The organism is Maledivibacter halophilus, from assembly GCF_900167445.1.
Taxonomy (GTDB): domain Bacteria; phylum Bacillota; class Clostridia; order Peptostreptococcales; family Caminicellaceae; genus Maledivibacter; species Maledivibacter halophilus.
Genome location: NZ_FUZT01000009.1, coordinates 230,245 through 250,532, shown reverse-complemented (window position 1 = coordinate 250,532; position 20,288 = coordinate 230,245). Strand labels below are relative to the sequence as shown.

Annotated in this window: 24 protein-coding genes and 1 riboswitch; all 24 genes read right to left on the bottom strand. The window is 30.2% G+C overall.

The genetic code is table 11. The features are described from left to right. Positions 1–39 precede the first annotated feature (39 nt). The 24 genes from B5X81_RS18005 to B5X81_RS17890 all read right to left on the bottom strand — a co-directional run bounded on the left by B5X81_RS18005 (position 40) and on the right by B5X81_RS17890 (position 20,239). A complete protein-coding gene (locus B5X81_RS18005) occupies positions 40–789 on the bottom strand; it encodes an ABC transporter ATP-binding protein (RefSeq protein ID WP_079493620.1) in 750 nt (249 codons plus the stop codon). Beyond that, a complete protein-coding gene (locus B5X81_RS18000) occupies positions 767–1,816 on the bottom strand; it encodes an ABC transporter substrate-binding protein (protein WP_079493619.1) in 1,050 nt (349 codons plus the stop codon). Before B5X81_RS18000 ends, B5X81_RS18005 begins: the two co-directional genes overlap by 23 nt. Further along, on the bottom strand, positions 1,746–2,594 hold the full coding sequence (locus B5X81_RS17995) for an ABC transporter permease (RefSeq protein WP_079493617.1): 849 nt from the start codon (positions 2,592–2,594) through the stop codon (positions 1,746–1,748). Before B5X81_RS17995 ends, B5X81_RS18000 begins: the two co-directional genes overlap by 71 nt. Continuing rightward, on the bottom strand, positions 2,566–2,856 hold the full coding sequence (locus B5X81_RS17990; RefSeq protein ID WP_079493616.1) for a thiamine-binding protein: 291 nt from the start codon (positions 2,854–2,856) through the stop codon (positions 2,566–2,568). Before B5X81_RS17990 ends, B5X81_RS17995 begins: the two co-directional genes overlap by 29 nt. 109 nt (positions 2,857–2,965) lie before the next feature. Beyond that, positions 2,966–3,077: riboswitch (TPP riboswitch) on the bottom strand. A 273-nt stretch (positions 3,078–3,350) separates the two neighbouring features. Continuing rightward, positions 3,351–3,713, bottom strand: coding sequence for a hypothetical protein (locus B5X81_RS17985; RefSeq protein ID WP_079493614.1), 363 nt, complete (start codon positions 3,711–3,713; stop codon positions 3,351–3,353). A 59-nt stretch (positions 3,714–3,772) separates the two neighbouring features. Continuing rightward, positions 3,773–4,246 carry an ASCH domain-containing protein gene (locus B5X81_RS17980; protein ID WP_079493613.1) on the bottom strand — a complete coding sequence of 158 codons (474 nt, stop codon included), beginning with the start codon at positions 4,244–4,246 and terminating at the stop codon, positions 3,773–3,775. 46 nt (positions 4,247–4,292) lie between these two features. After that, a complete protein-coding gene (locus B5X81_RS17975; protein WP_079493611.1) occupies positions 4,293–5,501 on the bottom strand; it encodes a hypothetical protein in 1,209 nt (402 codons plus the stop codon). A 35-nt stretch (positions 5,502–5,536) separates the two neighbouring features. Further along, positions 5,537–6,367 carry a VanW family protein gene (locus B5X81_RS17970; RefSeq protein ID WP_330397409.1) on the bottom strand — a complete coding sequence of 277 codons (831 nt, stop codon included), beginning with the start codon at positions 6,365–6,367 and terminating at the stop codon, positions 5,537–5,539. Between the two features lie 165 nt (positions 6,368–6,532). Next, complete coding sequence (locus B5X81_RS17965) at positions 6,533–7,291, bottom strand: epoxyqueuosine reductase (protein ID WP_079493610.1); 759 nt, start codon at positions 7,289–7,291, stop codon at positions 6,533–6,535. Positions 7,292–7,360: 69 nt separating this feature from the next. Continuing rightward, on the bottom strand, positions 7,361–8,080 hold the full coding sequence (locus tag B5X81_RS17960; RefSeq protein WP_079493608.1) for a hypothetical protein: 720 nt from the start codon (positions 8,078–8,080) through the stop codon (positions 7,361–7,363). 82 nt (positions 8,081–8,162) lie between these two features. Then, positions 8,163–8,696 carry a GNAT family N-acetyltransferase gene (locus B5X81_RS17955; protein WP_079493607.1) on the bottom strand — a complete coding sequence of 178 codons (534 nt, stop codon included), beginning with the start codon at positions 8,694–8,696 and terminating at the stop codon, positions 8,163–8,165. Between the two features lie 60 nt (positions 8,697–8,756). Continuing rightward, on the bottom strand, positions 8,757–9,329 hold the full coding sequence (locus tag B5X81_RS17950; protein ID WP_079493605.1) for an HD domain-containing protein: 573 nt from the start codon (positions 9,327–9,329) through the stop codon (positions 8,757–8,759). Positions 9,330–9,775: 446 nt separating this feature from the next. Further along, the gene (locus B5X81_RS17945; protein WP_079493604.1) at positions 9,776–10,753 is read right to left on the bottom strand and encodes an alpha/beta hydrolase; all 978 of its coding nucleotides are present in this window, start codon (positions 10,751–10,753) and stop codon (positions 9,776–9,778) included. Positions 10,754–10,930: 177 nt separating this feature from the next. Further along, positions 10,931–11,338 (bottom strand): VOC family protein, encoded by a 408-nt coding sequence (locus B5X81_RS17940; RefSeq protein ID WP_079493602.1) that lies wholly within the window; start codon positions 11,336–11,338, stop codon positions 10,931–10,933. A 98-nt stretch (positions 11,339–11,436) separates the two neighbouring features. Further along, positions 11,437–12,054 carry a lactate utilization protein gene (locus B5X81_RS17935; RefSeq protein WP_079493601.1) on the bottom strand — a complete coding sequence of 206 codons (618 nt, stop codon included), beginning with the start codon at positions 12,052–12,054 and terminating at the stop codon, positions 11,437–11,439. Between the two features lie 76 nt (positions 12,055–12,130). Continuing rightward, on the bottom strand, positions 12,131–12,661 hold the full coding sequence (locus tag B5X81_RS17930; RefSeq protein ID WP_079493599.1) for a hypothetical protein: 531 nt from the start codon (positions 12,659–12,661) through the stop codon (positions 12,131–12,133). 39 nt (positions 12,662–12,700) lie between these two features. Next, positions 12,701–13,093, bottom strand: coding sequence for a GNAT family N-acetyltransferase (locus B5X81_RS17925; RefSeq protein ID WP_079493598.1), 393 nt, complete (start codon positions 13,091–13,093; stop codon positions 12,701–12,703). Between the two features lie 135 nt (positions 13,094–13,228). Continuing rightward, on the bottom strand, positions 13,229–13,627 hold the full coding sequence (locus B5X81_RS17920; protein WP_079493596.1) for a PH domain-containing protein: 399 nt from the start codon (positions 13,625–13,627) through the stop codon (positions 13,229–13,231). 559 nt (positions 13,628–14,186) lie between these two features. Beyond that, positions 14,187–14,735, bottom strand: a complete 549-nt coding sequence (locus B5X81_RS17915; RefSeq protein ID WP_079493595.1) for a DUF6144 family protein — start codon at positions 14,733–14,735, stop codon at positions 14,187–14,189. A gap of 287 nt (positions 14,736–15,022) precedes the next feature. Then, positions 15,023–15,535 (bottom strand): cupin domain-containing protein, encoded by a 513-nt coding sequence (locus B5X81_RS17910; protein ID WP_170917486.1) that lies wholly within the window; start codon positions 15,533–15,535, stop codon positions 15,023–15,025. Between the two features lie 262 nt (positions 15,536–15,797). Continuing rightward, the gene (locus B5X81_RS17905; protein WP_170917485.1) at positions 15,798–16,646 is read right to left on the bottom strand and encodes an aminoglycoside 6-adenylyltransferase; all 849 of its coding nucleotides are present in this window, start codon (positions 16,644–16,646) and stop codon (positions 15,798–15,800) included. A 448-nt stretch (positions 16,647–17,094) separates the two neighbouring features. After that, positions 17,095–17,712 (bottom strand): stage II sporulation protein M, encoded by a 618-nt coding sequence (locus tag B5X81_RS17900; RefSeq protein WP_079493590.1) that lies wholly within the window; start codon positions 17,710–17,712, stop codon positions 17,095–17,097. 272 nt (positions 17,713–17,984) lie between these two features. Then, positions 17,985–18,761, bottom strand: a complete 777-nt coding sequence (blaOXA, locus tag B5X81_RS17895) for a class D beta-lactamase (RefSeq protein WP_170917484.1) — start codon at positions 18,759–18,761, stop codon at positions 17,985–17,987. A 701-nt stretch (positions 18,762–19,462) separates the two neighbouring features. Continuing rightward, positions 19,463–20,239: a PhzF family phenazine biosynthesis protein gene (locus B5X81_RS17890; RefSeq protein WP_079493587.1), complete on the bottom strand. Its 777-nt coding sequence runs from the start codon at positions 20,237–20,239 to the stop codon at positions 19,463–19,465. Positions 20,240–20,288: the final 49 nt, after the last annotated feature.

Below are 20,288 nucleotides of genomic sequence, written 5' to 3'. Positions count from 1 at the left end.
GTTCCAAGTTTTTAAGTTTCTTCTTTATATAGGAAAAACTTAAAGCATATTCATAATATTTTTCTTTAATTGATTAAACTTTGATGTGGTAATAATTTCATTTCCTCTAGGCTTTGGTAAATCAACTTTTATCTGGGCTTTAACCTTTGCAGGTCTATCGGATAATATATAAATTCTATCGGATAAAAGTAATGCTTCATCTATATCATGGGTAATAAAAAGAATTGAAGCCTCTAGACTGTGAAGCACTTCCAATAGCCAGTCCTGCATTTTTCTTCTTGTTATGGCATCCAGCCCTCCAAAGGGTTCATCCAAAAGGATTATATCCTCCGAAAACATATATGTCCTCATAAGAGCAGCCCTTTGCCTCATACCTCCTGAAAGCTGGAAGGGATATTTGTATTCAAACCCTTCCAAGCCAAATATATTAAAATATCCTTGCACATTTTCTCTTGCCTTTTTTTTTCCCATTCCCTTAACCACTAAGGGCAGTGATACATTATCAATTATTTTTTTCCATGGAAGAAGTAAATCTTTTTGATACATATAGCTTACTCTTCCGGTTTTTCCTGTAAAATCTTTACCTTCAATAAAAACCTTACCTTCATCCGGTGAGATAAGTCCTGCTATTATATTGAAAATTGTACTTTTCCCACTTCCACTAGGTCCAAGTAAAGATACAAATTCCTTCTCTTTAAGCTCAAGGGATACATTGTCTATAACTAAAATATCATCAAAGCTCTTATATATATTATTAATCCTAAGCTTATTTTTCTGGTAAGAACTCATTAGTAAATGCCTCTTTTGCATTTAATTCCTTTTCCAAAAGACCATTTTCGTACATCCAACCACCAAAGGTCTCCCATATCTCAAGCTTCATTTCTCCCCATCGCTCTGCATCCTTTTTAAATTCCTGAGCCAGATATTTTTGACTTTTTACAGCTATTTCTTTATCGGTTTCTGGAGCATGCTTTAATAGATTTTCTACAGCTTCTTCGGGATTTTCTATTGCAAATTCATATCCCTTTGTTGCAGCCTTTAAAAACTTTCTTATTACTTCAGGTCTGTTTTTAATCATTTCTTCATTTGTTATAATAACAGGTGTATAAAAATCTAATTTTGGGTCAACATCTTGAAGCTTTATAAAATCTATTGGGAAATCTTTAACTTCTGCTGCTATACCATCCCAACCATAGAAAATCCATTGAAAATCTACGGTGTTTTTAACGCTTGTAAAGAAGTCGAAGGTCTCTAGGTCTAAGATTTCAAGTTTTTCAAAATCTGCATTTTCTTTTTCCATAACAGTCTTTAAAAATGCCCTTTCCAAATCAGTTCCCCAGCTTCCATAGATTTTGCCTTCAAAATCCTTAGGGCTTTTTATACTCTTCTCAACAGGTGCTGCAAATCCAGAGGTGTTATGCTGTATAATAGCTGCCACAGCCTTTATAGGCAGTGGATTTTTTGCAGTTCTAGCCAAAGTAACACGCTCCTGAAAGCTTACGCCAAGATCTCCTTCACCCTTGGCAATTAAAGGATCTATATCAGTACTGGCAGGTTGAATAATTTCAACCTCAAGTCCTTCTTCTTTAAAATATCCCTTTTCCAAGGCTGTATAAATACCAGTATGATTAGTGTTTGGAAGATAATCAAGTATAAATGTTACCTTCTCCAATTCACTTTCCTTTTCTTCATTTTTTCCTTCTTCATTATTTTCATTTTCTACTTTACTTTCTTCCTTTACCGGTTCATTTTGACACCCAGTTAAAGAGCTTACTAATAGAGCCACTACCAAAAATAATACTCCTATTTTTTTCATTACTATTCCTCCTGTTTTCTTTTTCTTTAGTCCACGGCATAAATAAATATTGGGACACTGTAACTATCTTAAATACAATCATGCTTAAAGCCACTATTAAGAATATGATGGCGAAAACCTTATCTAGATAAAAGGACTTCTTTGCCCTCATCATATATAATCCCAGACCTAGTTTTCCTCCCATCCATTCGCCAATAACGGCCCCCATTATACTATAAGTTGCTGCGACTTTAAGTCCTGAAAAAAAGTTAACCATGGCTGCAGGAAATTTTACTAAAGTAAAAATTTTAAGCTTGCCTGCACCCATTGACTTCATCAAATTAATAATATCCTCATCTACAGAATCCAGCCCCTCAAGTAAGCTAACTACTATGGGAAAAAAGCAAACTACCATAACCACTATTATCTTAGGAAAAATTCCAAAACCAAACCATATGGCAAAAAGTGGTGCTAGAATAATTATGGGTACAGTTTGGGATATAATGAGTAGTGGATATATTGCCTTTTTTATTATTTCTATATTGTCCATTAAAATAGCCAAAACAATAGCTAATATTATTGCCAAAGCAAATCCTAATAGTGCCTCTTTCAGTGTAATAATTATATGGGGCTTAAGCTGGGGCAGTATTTCAAAAAATGTAATTGCCACATCCTTTGGCGAAGGCAAAAGATATTTTTCTATATATCCATATTCAGTTACAAAATGCCAAATAGAAATTAATAAACCTAAAAATATAATAGGAATAAGTTTATTTCCTGTATTTTCCGATTTTTTCATTCATAGTCACGCCCTCGGGTTTATAATCAATTTTAACAACCGATAAAACTCTGGAAGCTCCTTCTTTCACACATATTTCCTGAGCATTTTTTACAATTTCCAAAAGTTTATCAAACTCTCCTTCCATAGTAGTTTCCATGGGGCCAACTTCATATTTTACACCGGTAGAATCTATATAGGCTATTACCTTATCAACCACCTCATAAATTCTTTCATCGGATACACTTGGTAAAATTTGTAAGCTAACATTAATTGCAGACATTTCCTTTCCTCCTTTTTATTGACAAAGGCTTTTATTAGTCTTTGTATTCTAAATAAAAAAAACAAATCCCTCATCCTAAACTGGATAAGGGCTATTAACTGTTAAGCTAAAATAAACAGACAATATTTTCCCTCCGCTGGCATTATCCAGTTCAGGTAATACGGGTCGAAGCAATATAGCTTCCTCTCAGCCAGATTCATCTAACTCCCCATTGTTATTAATATTTAAAATAAATTGATATCTTAATTCACTAACTATTCTACATCTAAATATTAAAAAGGTCAATCTAATATATAAATTTTTCTAATTCTTGCCATATTTTTTCTTTTTCACTGATGCAAATTTCTATTGGATGATAGATAGATTATCTCTAAAAATATATTTTTCAATATCTTTACAAAAGATTTTCTTTCAATTATATTTATAATAATATATCCTAAAATTATATCACTTTTTAAATTTTCCTCTTCTTTGTGTTTGCATTCTTAGTTATTTTATTTCTTATGTACAAAACTTCTCCCACAGCTTGAACAACTTTCATCATGGTCATATATTTTATGTCCACATTCTAGACATACTTCTAACGAGTCAGCATTATCTTTCTCTTCATCAAACAGCTCACTTAAATTTTTAAGATTTACACCATCTATTTCTATAACTTTTAAATCCTTTGGTGGAAACCAAATTATATTACCTTCTTTGTCACATACTGCTGCTACACGGGTTTCTCCTTCATCTTCATTTGGAAATAGATTTCCACCTAGAAAGCTTGGTCTAGTTGCTTTATAGGTTCCATAGCCTACACCTAGAAAAATAAATTTTTTAAGTGTTTCCTTATGTTGAACTATAACCGCCATATTTCCTCTCCCTTCTTTCTACATTTTAAAAACATTCTAAATACAGTAATATATTCATATTACTTATATACAACTTCAAATTCCTCACATACAACCGTCATATCTTTAGAAAATTTTTTCCCAAGGTCCTTTAGCTCTCTACTAAAAAAATTAATATGTGCATTTCTCCAGTATTCCAAAGATTTATCTCCTTCTCCTTCCATTCTTGCAAATTCCTCTGTCACTTCTTCAAACGGTATTATAGAAACCTTATTGGTTCTAATAATACACTTTGCTATCCCATTCCAATCTGTAATTATACTTAAGTCTCCTTTTTTAGGAGGTTTTTCTTTTTCTACCTCGTACCAATAATATAATGAAGCAGTTGCCCTTTTAGTTCCTTCAACAACCAACTTGGCCAAATGATTTGCATCCTTTTCATTGTCGCAAAAATACCATGAGGTATACTCTTTATTTCTACTTTTCCTATCTTCGCCTATAACCTTTAAATAATTCATCCACATTTCCTGTACTGATCTATGTTCATTTTTCATATTTTAATCTCCTTTAGAAACTCATATAGAATCCTTTTTAAATCAATTAATTAGAATATTTAAAAATGTTATTTCCATCCTCTACATCTCTTTCCAATAATATATCAATACAACTAAGCCTATCGGGAAACAAATCAAATACAAATACTATTCTATCCCATAATCGTATTGGTGTTGAAGCCCCAACAGTATCTATCTCTCCTAATACAACAAGTTCCGGAGCATCGTCCCCATCATAATCCTTAAACAATATATGATCTCCACTGCTCATAATATTTTCTTTTATATCATCAATATACTTATTGTTAATCTCAATTCCTCCAGCTTTAAGTTCTGAAACAATTGACTTGCTTATTTTTAGCTCTTCATTATTTAATTTTGCTTTATATACAATGTTAGCAAAGGGAAATGAAATATCAACTGTTCCTTTATCAAAGTCAATAGTTTTAATCTCACAATCAATATCAAAATCAGACCATATTCTATTTATTTTTCCGTTTTTGTATTTGTAAAAACTAACATTAGTAAAAGGACCATGAATGCTAAATGATTCAAAGGTATACATTAATAGATCCAAATTCTCAATGTATTCAAGATTAACACTATCTAAAGGTGAATGATTATAATACTGCTTGCCAGATTTGAAGCTTGGTCTTATATAGGGAGATTTACCTATAACCAGCTCCTTATCATTTACCCTTAAGCGTATATCCCCATCATAAAACAATAATACATTATCCTCTTTTTCATCTCTATCAATGTCGTCATTTATTTCAGTAAAGACTGTTTTTTCAAAGTCCCAATAAATAGGATCACCTTCAACTATTTTAATAATATATCTTCCCCATAGTTCTTTAATTCCTTTTGCACTATATAACTTATCTTCATCTTCAAACCAGAAACATTCCAAATCTGTATTAATATAAATTTCTTTATAACCTTGAAACTTTAAAATTATATTATAGTTATCCATAATACTTTCTTTCCATTGAGTTTCAAAGTCCTTTACTAAGTCCTCAGCCAAATCATTGGTTAATACTTCTAAAAGTCTATGGGTGAAATATTTATTGGCCTTAATAAATTGGCTGTCATCATATTTAATCTCTAAAGAATAATTACCTTCATTTAGTAGAGATTTTATGTCTGATTTAAGATTAGCATTATTTATAGTTGGTTTATCCTCTGGTGAATTATTTTTCTGACATCCGGTTAGAGTAATCAATAAAATTATTAAAAATACAATAACTTTTTTCATATTAAAAGTTCCTCCATTAAACACCTACAAACTCTTTAAGATACACTCTCCTGAGTATGCCCTTCTAAAAAGGGCTGATACATCATAAGTGCGTGATTTTCTGTAATATACTCATCATCTACTATATTATTACTTGAATCAAGAACTTTTCTATATATCAGGTTATGTCTAATATATCCTCCCCAATATTCATGGGTGATTTTATGTTCTTTTTCGTATACTTCATATGTAAATAATGGCTTTTTCACTGCTCTCCATTCTCCAATCAAATATTCATCGGTTAAATACATATGTAATTGATAGGCTTTATCCGTTCCATTATATATCTGCAGGTCTCTATAGTTATATACACATGTGGCTCCGCTTCCAAAGGGCTGCGTTCTTTTAGAATCAGGAAATACATCATAACTATGCCTGTATCTTTCAGTTATCATTAATGGAGTATGTAAGGTCATCCAATAAATCATATTTGATAATTGACATAAACCTCCTCCAACTCCAGTCTTGAACCCTCCATAAAAAAGCACCATTCCATCTACATATCCTTTTCTTCTATTGGGCTTTCCGATTAGCTTCCAATAGGAAAAAGTCTCTCCCGGATTAACTATTATTCCATCTAATTTTTCAATAGCTATTCTGAGATTAATGACTTTATTATACTGCAACCACATGTCTACATTCCTTAATTTTCTATACAATGGTGTCTTATGGGTAAAAACAGTTTTAGGTAAGAAAACATTGGAAAATGTTTTTGAATATTTCTTATCTCCAAAATACCACTCCAAATATCGTTTTGTGGTATAAAACATTTTACCTGCTTTAATTCTCAGTTTCGATCTTTTAATTGGTCTTATATTTTTAGTCAATTTTGCCTCCTATTTCTCCTTAAACCCATTATCAATATTAAAATTCAGAAATATGTCTATTTCTGTTTCCTCCATATTTAATATTACACTCTGGTCCATTCCTTTTCACTTTATATTAAATTTTAACACAAACCGTAATCATATCCATATGGAATATATTGTATATTATACTGGATTAGTAAAAGAGCAGGGCAAGCTTACACAACATTTCCCACATGCATCTGTTAACCCAAGGTCAAAATGCAATTTATCATTGTACAATAATATTTCATAACATTTATGTCTATCAAAGGAATCTACTTTTAATGCATCATTCACACATCTTTTTACACATTTTTTGCAGATTCCTTTACTTTTGTAAAGACAATATTCCTTATCACTTCTTTTAGTGGGCTCTATTTTCAAATTAGTTATTATGCTTCCTACTCTACCACAGCATCCTTTATCTGTAATTAACATATTATTCAAACCAAACTTTCCTAAACCTGCAATATAGCCTACATGCCTATGGGACCAATCGCTGATTAGACTGTTTTCATTAAAATTATGTGTTGCAGGTATAATACTAGATTTATAATTTAAAGCTTCAAATTCTTTTTTAATATATTTGTTTAGATTAAATATCAAATCATTAGTTTCTACGTAAGCTTGGGCCCACTTTTTTGAACTATACTTCCCTTTTATATTTGAATTTGCAACTGATGGGTCAAATGGAATAAAATAAGAAATTACTGTTTTGGCATCCTCTAGAAAATCCTTAGGTAAACCGTGAGTTGGACTTACAATTTCTTTTAACTTAATAAACATTTTATCATTGGCATCAGAAAATTTTACTATAGGTTGTCCCCATTTAGTTTTTATTTCTTTTTTCTCTGAATACTCTTTTACATATTTATAAATTAATTCTTTCACTTTCTTATTCAATTTAAGCCCCCCCTACAAATCTTAATTTTCTTCAATAATATAATTTCTCCCCAACTTCATTATAATGTACTATATTGGCATAATCGTAATTATATATCCGCCTGCAATTAAACTTAATATGTTTGCTAATAATACATACAGAATTGTCCTTAAACGACTATGTTCTTTAATAAAAGTTAAAAATGCAAGACTTTCAACAATAAATACAAATATTTCACCAAATATCAGAGCTAAAATTATATAACTGTCCAAAGGAAAAAATCCATTAAGCCAAATATTTAAGACTCCTTGAGTAAGTAGATTAATGATTAGGAAAATATACCATGACCTTTTTTGTCTATATCCAAATACAAAGAAGATTAAAGCTTCTATTATTAATGTCAAAATAACTCTAGAAGATAATAATACAATCGACCTTGATAAGGATTTGCCAGGGATTAGCCTCTGATTTTTCAAATCCAAGGTAAATATGTTTCTATATGTTTTCAAAGGCTGATCCAATAATATTTCAAAGGTATTGCTCCCTGTACTAATTTTTAAATTATACTCCTTTGTATTTTTTAAATCCCTCAAGTAAAAAGTATAATATGTTTCATTAGCTTTATTGGATTTACCAGCCTTTTTATATTCATTATCGGACTCAATGCTTATTTCAAGATTATCAGGTGCATTGGGAACTATAATCAATATGGAAGGCGGCTCTGCTGAATTTCCATAGCATATTAATGGAGCAACTATTGACATTAAAATTAATAAAATCACTGCAAACAATATTTTTCTTTTAAACATATAAATACTCCTTATAATTTTATCTGTAATTCTAAAAATTAACATAAAGAAAGATTTAATTCAATAAGAATTTAGATAGAATTTAATTTATGTTATATTCTTCTCTCAATATCCCCATTATTATATCATCATAATATCGACCATCTCTATATATCTCCTGTCTAAGAATCCCTTCTTTTCTAAATCCACATTTTTCATAACTTTTTATTGCTCTTTGATTGAAGGAAAAAACATTTAATTTTATTTTGTTTATATTCATTTGTTCAAAAACAAATTTAATTAAAATTTTCATAGCATCGGTTCCATAGCCCTTGCCCCAGTATTCTTTATCTCCAATAAAAATTCCTACTACTGCAACACTATTCTTCCAATCTATTTTATTTAGTCCACAGCCACCAATATACTTTTTATCTTTTATTGTTTCAATTGCAAAGTTGTAGACATCTTTGTTTGCAGAAAGCTCATTAAACCATTTTTCCTCATCTTCAAAGGTATAGAGATAGGGAATTCCTGGATGTAATAATCTTCTCATTTCTGGATCATTCATATATTTTTGTGCCTTCTCAATATCTTCTTTTCTATACTCTCTCAATCTGACTTTTTGACCAATATACATTATGCATACCTCCATAAATTTTATTTTTATATTTCTTTAAAAGTTTATTGCATATAGCGATCATTTTAAGTCTATACTCAATATTTTTTGTGCACTCTCGTATTTATCTAGTATCAGCATTCTTCCTTCATCATTTAACTTGTTCCAGCTTCTTTCAATTTTTTTACTCACCCATTGTGAACCTTTATCAATTCCTAATCCTTTTTTGCAATAAGCAAAATATAATAATGAAGGTATATTTTCTATATGAGCCATTGCATCTGCATTGGCAACACAAACAGCCTCTTTTGATTTTTTTTCTATTTGAATACTGCCTCTATGTGAAATAATGCAATCTTTTACCTTCTCAATTTTATCATTAGGATAATTAAATTTCTTTAACATCATTTCTGCCTCTAAAGCACCATATATATGATGTTTCTCATGCTTAGTATAATCCTTTATACCTGCATAATCATGTAACAGGGATGCTATTTCTACTATCTCAATATCTGCTCCAATTTCCTCGGCAAGAAGCTTTGCATATTTAACAACACTTAAAATATGATGACTCCATATTCCATATCCAAAAACATTATTTTCTTCTTTACATTTATCTTCTACTTCTTTTTCAATAGACTCGATAATATTCATTTCTTTCACCTCGCAAATCTTGAACTTATATGCAATCTTTATAAACAAAAGAGCAAAATTTTATATTCTGTGCCAACTTTCTGACGTGTCTTATCCGTGCCCATAAGATTCTAATTTTTAATAATATTTTATATTATTCTCTTAATTACATTATATTTCCTTTAATTTTTTTCTGAATTTTAAGATGTTTCCTTAAATTATAAACATTCCTCCTAAAAACTTTATCCTTTTGATAACTAATCAGACTGTTAAAATTCTATGATATATTTACTCAAAAACAGATAAAGGTGAAAATCACAATTCTATCGAAGTACTAAATCAGCAAAAAACAACAAATAGAAAAGTATTTCACCTATAAAAAAACATATCTTTTGAACTGTATGAGAATAGTACTATTTTTATATACCTTCTTGTAAAACAAACCATAAGATATCATTCCCCATATGTTACCTAATCCTCTCTAAAAAAGATAAAATTCTATTACAATATTCTTCATCTTCCTTTACATTTTTAAAATCACAGTCTTGAATTATAAAATGGTCCAAAGAATCTCTCAGCCACCACTCACAAGTTTCAGGTGCTTCCTTTAACAATCGCCCCATGTTGTCTGGTAATACTTCAGTATCACCAGTGGATGCTATTAACAATGCTGACCTGCCGTCTATATTTTTTATTTGGTCTATAGGTGTCATTTCCTTTGCTTCACTCCCGAATACTATTTGTAGATGAATATGAGTTATGGACTTTTCTATTCCACAAATAAATCCTGGAATATTATAACTTCTCATGGTATCATAAACTACATCTTCAAATCTTGAATAAGTTGACATAGCAATTAAACCATCTATCTCACCTATTGTACCAAATGAATTAATTGCAACAGCCCCTCCCATGGAAACTCCATGAACAATAATCGGGACTTCTTCATATTTTTTTTGATCCTTGATGTAATCAACCACCGCTTTAACATCAGATACTTCCTTATAACCTAAGCATACTTTTTCTCCATCACTACTGCCATGTCCTCTCACTTCCAAAAGAATAGATGCATAACCTTTTTCTTTCAGCCATTGCGAATGTCCATAAAAGTAAGTAACTGATGGTTGTCGAATACCTGTAAGATAAATGATAACTGCCTTTGGATTAGGTGTAAAAACTTCTGAAGCCCACACTTTTAATCCATCCTCTGTGGTAAGTGTCATCTCTTTTGCTTTTAGTCCAAAGTCTTCAGCATAATATATATCCTGCAATGGATGCTCAGCAGCATTACCTTGATAAGTAACTTTCTGTGTTGCCTGATCTATTATAATTATAGGAACAACAAACATTATAATTACCAATATTATAAGTATTATAAAAAGAGCCTTTCTAATTTTCTTTACCCATACTATAGAATCCAACAATGCAATTGTATTGCTTTTCATCAAATTTGTCTCCTTTAGTAAATTTACATTATGAAATTCAAATTATTTTCTTCTCTTAATTTGTTCTATATTCCTTATTTTTCATTTTTACAAACCTCATTGTAAAAAAATATTGTCTTATATTCATCGAGCTATCAGTTTCCAACGCCGTTGGTACAGATATCACGTGGAATTCTACTATTTAATAACAAATGAAGACCAGTCATTTTCTTTCGCCCACTTCAAACGATCTTCTATCGTATTGTAGTGTAATTCTAATTTATGACCATCAGGATCAAGAAAATAAAAAGAGTCACCTTCTGATGTATTATCTTTAAATGTCTTTACATTAGCTTTTTTTAACCGTTTTACTAATTTAGAATACTCTGTTGAAATCACATTAAATGCAATATGTGTATAATCTGGAGATGGTTTAGATATAGTTTTCTTATCTACATTTAAGGCAATCCAAATATTCCCCGCCATTAAGTATGCTCCTTTATCCCAATATGCTACTAGTTTTAATCCTAATAATTTTGAATAAAAATTTATTGATACTTGTAAATCCTTAACTGCAAAAGTGATATGATTTATACCATTTATCATAAACTTCATTCCTCCTTTAAATAAGGTTTGGTTTACAGATTACGGTATAACCTACTGTTTCCTCTTACCAGTGTAGTTAGCTTGAAAATATATATTTTTTAAAAACCAGCCTCTTCATTTACTACAAAGAGTTGTATCCTCCCTTTTTCACATTGACCTTCAATGATAACTAAATTGAAACAAACCCTTTCTTTTGTTTTACAATCCACACATTTTTTCATTTCTATACATGGTGGATTATATCCTGCCCGTTTTGCATTTAGTGGCGCTGAAATATTTCTTGCTCTTTCTACAGCATCTTCTAATGTCTCACAAATCTTATTCTTTCCTACCACAATTATTACTTTTTCTGGACCATAAATCATTGCAGCTACCCTATTGCCACTATGATCTATATTTACAATATGTCCATCTACTGAAACAGCATTTGTTCCTGTTATATACCAATCTGCCAACAAAGCTTTTTTCTTCAATTTTTTTATCTCTTCCTTGCTTTTTGCCAATGTCTTATCAAATACAATATTTCCTCTGTCATTTAAAGTCCCTGATATCTTCATTTCCTTTAATGTCTGTGAATTCCCTATTCCTACAGTACTGTCATTAGATATTAATTCCATTATTCTTTTTTTTACATCTTTTATAGTATTAAAAAAAAAGACCTCTATATTTCTATTTTTAAAATTTCTTGCCAATTCTGCTTTTCTCTCCTGTAACATTCTCAATCCCCCCTTATTTTAATTAAAAGCAACATGAATCCATCGGAATTAATTTCATTTTTCCATCTTTATTCCCTTACAATCTTGGGTTTTTATGAAATAAGGTTTTTATTTTCTCTAATATATATAAGAACAATATAGTAATAGAAATAAATGCAAATAATAGTATTAAATTAAAATATAGCTTTACACCACCTTTAGGAACATAAGGGCCCAATGCCATTACAAGACAAATACTTACAATTATAAAAGTATATATAACACATATTGAATTATATTTATTCTCTAACACATTTTTATAGATTTTTTTAATATTAATTTTAGCTATCCCTTTTATATTTTTCATTTTTGTTATATATTTTTTTATTGATTGAAATGCATCTTCATAATCCCATATAACACAAACCGTAGAAATAATTGTTAACCTTATTAACAAATGAATGTAAGTAAATCTACCGATTTTGGGTTTATCTAATCCAGATATCATCATATAACTATTTATAACAGTTATTATGGTAAAAGCTTCACATATTGTTTCAATTAAAGTATCTTCATATCCAATAATCCATCTCCAAAACTTTTTTATTGTATTAGCTGAATTTTTCATGGTTAGAATAGTTCCCCCCCAATCACATTATTTTTCATCCTATTTTCTTCGTTTATAAACTAAAGATATTGGACCATCTTCAAAACCTAAACTCCTATAGAATTCTTCATTTGTTATACTTCCCCTTAATATGTATGTAACTTGTCTACTGCTATTTAATATCTTATTTATTAAAACCTTGCCAATACCTTTTCTTCTATATTTCAAATCAACTACTACATTATTTATCTGTCCATTAAATACATAATCAGTTGTACATCTGGCAAAGCCAATCATTATTTCTTCATCCCATGCAGTAATTACTATTTGGGAATTCTCCACCATAGCTTTTAATCTATCAATATCTTTAGTTTTATCATTCCATCCCACCTGATTAAATAGAGTTATTAATCTATCATAATCAACTTTCTTCTCGGTATTATAGCTAATCATAGTAAAACACTTCCCTTACACTTATTTTCCAGCATTTTTAACTAGACAAGTCTATTTATTATTTTAAAAAGAATCTGGATTTTTTGAAATAGTCACATTTTATTCCATTATATATCATATTATTTGTCCTCTATACTATATATTAATTTCTATATTACCATTTTCCTTTAAAATAAGCTTAATAAATCCCTCCATGTCCCTTGGAGATATTAATACTATACCTGAATATCCATACCTTATTTCAATCCTATCAATAGAAAGAGCTGGAGATGAAATTGGATTGTTTGTCTTTTTTATGGTCTTGATATCTTTTATCACTATACTTTTTCTAAAAGGGCCATACTTAACAATAATTATTCCATTTGAAATATAATATCTTGTACCAAACCACATCCAGCCAATGAAAATTAAAATTGCTAACATTAGAATTTTAATAAATAAACCTTCACCCATAAGAGAAGCAATAAACCCTCCACCTATTGGAATCCAAATTAACAATCCAAGCCAAAGGTCTTTTTTAGAATGAAATTCCATAAAAATTTCTCCTTTTTATCAATTTAGATTTATGTAATAAATACAAACTCTTTAGCTTAAAAACATAATACTACTTCTTTTTGTATTAAACCGCACAATAAAAACATTCGTATAAATTTCTATGTTTCGTTACCACTTTTAAAATCTCTAATTCCTTCAACTATTTTTAGATTAAGTTTTATATTCTTACTTTTTTATGCATTTAACTGCCTTTTCACATTATTCTTGTCTTCTATAGAAGGAGACAATGCTGACAACAATAGAACAATGCCAGAAACAAAAATCAAAATTCCTAGCCAACTAGACGCTATGGGAAATACTGAAGATATAAATAAATAATCTTAACTGATACACCACAAAAGACCTGACAGCAAAACAATTGATAAACAGCTTTGTACTAAACGTAGGAGGCAAGATTTCTTCAATAGTGGCTTAAACCGACGACTTCCAAGAATAAGCCCCTGTACCAACTCCCATAGAATATATCATGACATATAGATTTCCTGACTCATCTCTTTCTAGATACCGTATGCTAAGATACCAATAGACCTTCTAAGTTTCACTTTATTGGTATAATTTTCATAAGACATTGATTATTACCCATTTTAATGCTCTCTATTAATTCAATATCAATTTCACAATCAAAAACATATTCAAAGATTTTCTTATTATATCCAACAGTACAATAACACCAGGTTTTTGTAGGCAGTATGTCAACACTTTCAAGCATTGGGCATGGACACGAAAAATATTTTGTGAATAAATATCCGTCTTTTATATACCATCCTACTCCATACTCATTCATTTTATTAACAAAATCTACCATAGAAACAGACGTACTATAAATATTTTTAATAAATTCTTTAGATTCATCTAATTTTCCATTTTCGGTACAATAACAACCCATTCGAATATTCTTTATAGTATGTTCATCAAATATTCTTTCAAGTTGGGAAGAAATAAATTTTACCCATTCTTTTTTTTGGCTTTCTGTTGGAGATAATGGCAAATCTATCCCAAAAGCAATTTTACGTGCAACATCTAAAGCGCTATATTTTCCAATATTTTTATAGAGTCTTTCCGCTTGGTTATGTATTTGTTTCAACATATTTCATCTCCTTTATTCAAAATATAATAAAAATAGTAATTATTGCATATTATCACTCAAACAACTACATGCAAATAACTGTTTATTCTTTATATCTGACGATTTACTTGTCTATAGAAGATCATATGAAGCTAATGGGGCCACTGTCCCTACCAAGCTTAGGTGATGGAATATGTATAAGGCGCTAACCATAGAAGAATCCCTCCATGCAATAAATATGAAAACATTGTTAAATGATTTTGACAATACTAACTCCAGAGCAACCTATATTAACCTAACTAAGGTACTTATATTTCGTCCAAAATATTATCCTTGTAATCGCTCCATCTCTTTTTTATATCTTCCTCTCCTTCAAAATAATCCACTTGATTCTGTTTTAAGAATATTTCGCTAAACGGAAGTATATTTACTTTGCCAGAATCAGGATACTCACATATATCTATATCTTTTTTTGTTCTTATATCAAGATATGTACAAATATTATCTGTATGATTATACAATTGATGAGCACCTGTAGGTCCTTTTTCAAAAAATACTATATCACCACTTCTTAGTTCTTTAAAACCTTTTGGAATTCTAAGCATTACTCTTCCACTTAAAATAAGGAATAATTCCTCAGCATTTCTATGAAAGTGATAAGGATAAGAATACTTCCCACTATCAAGTAATTTAACATCAAAGACCAAATCATTTGATTTTGCAAGATGAGACAACTTTTCGCTCTTATGCCATGAAAACTCATCTATTGGAGATTGACTAAACTTAAATTTTAGTTCTTCTTCATTAAAAATACTTGGCAATAATCTCCTCCCCCTTCTTATGAACAAGTAATAAATGTAAACTCTCCTTCTAAACTAATTGCCCTAGCTAACACTTAAACATCAATACATAATTTGTTATTATATCATTTGACCAAAAGAAACACTCTGAAATAGTATTGTCAATGTCAGGTATACTTACTTGATGGTGCTTACACCCGGTGAAAGGATGTCTGCTAATCTTTTGTTAGCAGATGTAATTTTTTACTTCGCATAAATTATTTTCACTTAGTAATTATTATAATTAAAATTTATCCGTCTCTCTAATTTTTAAGCAAAATTGTACAACTTCTTTATCTAAATTATCAGGATATTCATAACCTAAATTCTCACCAACTTGTTTTGCTATCTTTCTAAAAAAATCTGTTGTTTTAAAAAATGCTTTCCAGTTCTCTTCCACGTCTGCTCCAGCATATGTTTCTTCAAATTCTGACCATGTTTTTGAATCAAGATATCTCTTGAACTTTTTACCACAAGCTCCCGTATTCACTAACCAGTTATTTTTCATACCAATGTACCATTCTATAATCTTATTTAAAAACAAATACCTAAGAATATAATCTAACATATACTTAGCAAAAGGTAATTCATCTCTCCAAAGATATTTAGGAACATAGTAAGCATCCCACCAAAATTCATTTGCTAGTGTTTCATACTCTTCTTTGCTAGGTTTTTTGATTAAATATTGTGAAAATGTCGGTTTAGATAACTCATTAAATATATTATCCTTATCAATTAAGACTTTATAGCCATTATCATAAGTATCTGGCTCTATCTCAAACTGGTCTGTAATCTGGAAATCAATCCGCACTCCATCTTTGAATAAAACAAGCCGAGTAATCCAACTTTTTTTACCTGTTGAGCGTGGTTTAAATGGCCAGCGTACCATAATAGAGCCAAATGCTTTAAGCCAATCATCATTTTCTTCAAAAGATCCTATCTCTGATACATATAGTTCAATATCATAATCTGATAAAAAATCAATACTTGCATCAGGTACAACACGAGAACTAGTTAATACTGCCCCTCTAATTAAGTCATTTCTCTTAGCCCATCCTTTGAATTGTGATAGAACTTCACTTTCTGTTCTCATAAACATTCTCCTCATTATCATAAATGTTTATAATATCAATTTAGTATTTATTTACATATAAAGTTAAGCTTAGTAACGTAAAAAATTATGTCAAATAATCTAACCCAAATAGTCTCAACAGGTATATCAGTACTTTTTTCTATTACAATATAGCTTAGATTACTATCATTACCAAAATTGATATAATATTTTTTCAATTTTAGATCATCAAAATAAATATGTGCAGAATTACATTTCTACGAATTTATTATTTGAAGGTCTATATTTTTGGTATATACTCTGAATTTTTTGATGTAGAAAATCATCTTCTCGTTTTACAAATGGTTTATTTCAAAGCCTTCTACTTGGCGGTGCTTGCACCCAGTGAAGAAATATGCAAAGCGAATGGGAATATTTTGTTATCAGAAGTTTCCTTACTCAGCTCCGAAGTCAAATCCTAGCATCCGTTCTATAAATTGTTTTCTTTAGATATCTCTCGAGGCCATGGGTGCTTTTCTATTATGTAGATTCTCTTAAATAAAAATCCTTCAAATATAGCTGAAATAAGTTGAAATGGCACAACAATTGTTATAAAAAGTATACTCCATTCTTTAAATGCAACATATAAGTTCCCTGCTCCCCAAATACTTAGCCCTATACTTATTCCGCCAACAGCTGCGACCATAAAAGCTGCTACTTCAAACAATATATTAGGTATTGTTAACCACTTCATTCGTTCTGGATATCTTTTTAATACTAGATTAGTTAATAAGCCAATTAAAGCATAGTGTAAAAATGGAATGCCAATGAATATTCCACCAATTGAAGACCAAATTAATGCTCCTCCCAATAAATTCATTGTAAATATAACTATTATTACTCTTAAAATACCATAAGACTTTATTATATTGTTATAAATTATTCTAATATGAAAATCTCTACTTCCATCAAGTTTTTCTCCCAACTTTAAAGCCTTTTCCTTTTTCAGTCTAAAAATAATCTCTCCCATTAGAAAACCACAAAGTAATACCAAAATGAAAGCAAATAATAATACCTTTTCTTTAGATAATATCTCTATAGCATTCATTTTATCTCTCCTTAACTAAACTTGGTACTTCCAAATCTTATAGTTTAATACCAACTTATCACTAATGTTTATGACCCAAAAGGTATACTATGAAATGAGTGAGGCTATTTCTTATAATGTCCCAGCGTTTGAGACGGCGTCGAACTGGACCCGTAAATAATACTCTCTCGACGGTGCTTGCACCCAGTGAGACAATATGGTGCACTTGAACTACATCAAAAACATTCCTAAGTGCACCTTTGTTTAAACGCTTTGCTAGACGCTGTTATACTTCATTTTATTATTTTTAATTCCTCTAATGCATTATACACAATTTCTTTTCTGTATTTACTATAAGATTTATCAATAATATCTAGATTACAAGCAAAAAACCATACATCATCACTTGTCTCAATATAACCTATATACCAACCTATTTGCGGATTGGCTCTTAAAGCCCAGCCAGTTTTTGACCTTAAAACATATTCAGGTGTATCATCGACAATCATTGCTTCTTTTAATATCCTATAATTCCTCTCATCAAAACTATATGTTTCATTATATACGTTCTTTAAGAAATCTATCTGTTCTCTAGTTGATATACGCAAGTCTCCTTCAAGCCAGAACGTATCAACCATTTTTCCCGTTTTCTCATTTCCATATCCTAGCTTTGTTAGATATTTATTATACTTTTCTAGTCCTACTCTTCTAGCTAATTCTTGGTAAAACCATACACAACTTTCAGGTAAAGCAGTTGCGATACATTGATCTTTATTCCATTCCTTCAAGCCCTTATCTTGTCCGTCCCAATTAACAATATCGTATTCATCCGCTACGATATTTTCTTGTAAAGCTATAAGAGTATTTAATACCTTAAATGTTGACGCAGGTAAGAATCGTTGCTCACTCCTCTCTGAATTATAAATATATTCCTTACCTGTATTCAATGAAGAAATAATTACTGTTCCATTTATTTTATTCTTATCAAAATATTCACTCATAAACTCAGTTTTCTGACAGGAGCAAACCATAAGAATTAATAATATTAAAACAACAAATTTTTTTCTCATGTTTTGCCTCTCCTCCTTTTCAATTAGTAATAGCATCTAGCATCTCGTGTTGCCGACCTTTCTCAGTCTTAGATAGCTCCCTCTTAGGCTGAGGAATGTGCCTTGGCGATGATTTCAAGTTTTATAAATCAAAAGAATAAACTTTGATACAATACTTTAAAATTAAAGACATAATTTCTTATAACGTTGCCGCAGTTCGCTATTGTACCTTACTCATATTCCACTGATAATAACTCCGCTAATAACATTCCTATCACGCAACACAATCCATCACTAGATTGGCATGTCTCTAACTGGCGTGTTATGTGAAGCTTTTGTCTTGGTATTAAACTTTAATCTATTAATAAAATTATCGATAATAAATGTAACTGTTAATATATATAAAATCTAACTGAACAATAACACCTATAAGTTTATAGACCAATAGAGGTGCTGTAAATGTATCAGTCTTTAATTTGAGTAATTTGCTGCTAGAGTTCTTATCTAAGAAGTATGATTCATTAATAAATTCTAACAGTACATAAAAAATAATTAACAAAATCAAACAGCCTGTGAACATACTAATATTATTAGGAATATAATTTGTAGCCCAATCAAAAGCAACTTTGCTTTTGCTACCATCAAGCTTATCATTGAGTATCACTAACAATGACCCAAATAATCTTTAATAGGTTAGTAATCAATTTAAAAAGTACATATCTCTAAACATATATATATCCTTCTAAATATGCTACAGCTTCTCCAGCCATTTTTACCTTTTCATCTAAATCGGCACAATATAGCTTTCCACCCCTTTCTGATAATTGGAAAGCTACAAATTCATTTTTATTTAATATCTTTTTCCAATATGGTACTAAGGTACAATGAGCAGAACCAGTAACTGGGTCTTCATTTACTCCTACATTTGGTGCAAAAAATCTTGATACAAAATCTGCTTCTTTTCCCTTTGCCGTTGCTATTACAAATGAGTCTAACTTCTTTAATTCTTCTATATTGAGTTGAAGATTGAAAATATCTTCTTCACTTTCGAACACAGCCATATAATCTCTTGATTTATATACTTCTTTTGGTTTCTTACCTAAACCTTTAATAAGTGCCTCAGGAGCTTCGCACTTTTCTCCTGCTCTAGAAGGAAAAATCATTGTTAATAGATTCTCTTCCTTCACTACTTCCAAAACTCCACTTATGGTGTTAAATTTTACTTTCATTATACTTTTATCTAAATAAGTAAATATTACATAGGCAGCTGCTAATGTTGCATGTCCGCATAAGTCTATTTCGCCTTTTGGTGTAAACCATCTCAATTTATATTCATTATCATCTCTTACAAAAAAAGCAGTTTCTGATAAATTATTTTCTGATGCAATATTTTGCATTAAATCATCTTCTATCCATTTTTCTAATGGACATACTGCTGCAGGATTTCCTTTAAATTGTTCATTTGTAAATGTATCAATCTGATAAATTGGTATTCTCATTTCCATTCCCCCACTATTATTACTCACCTGATTTTCACATCAAGGGTTT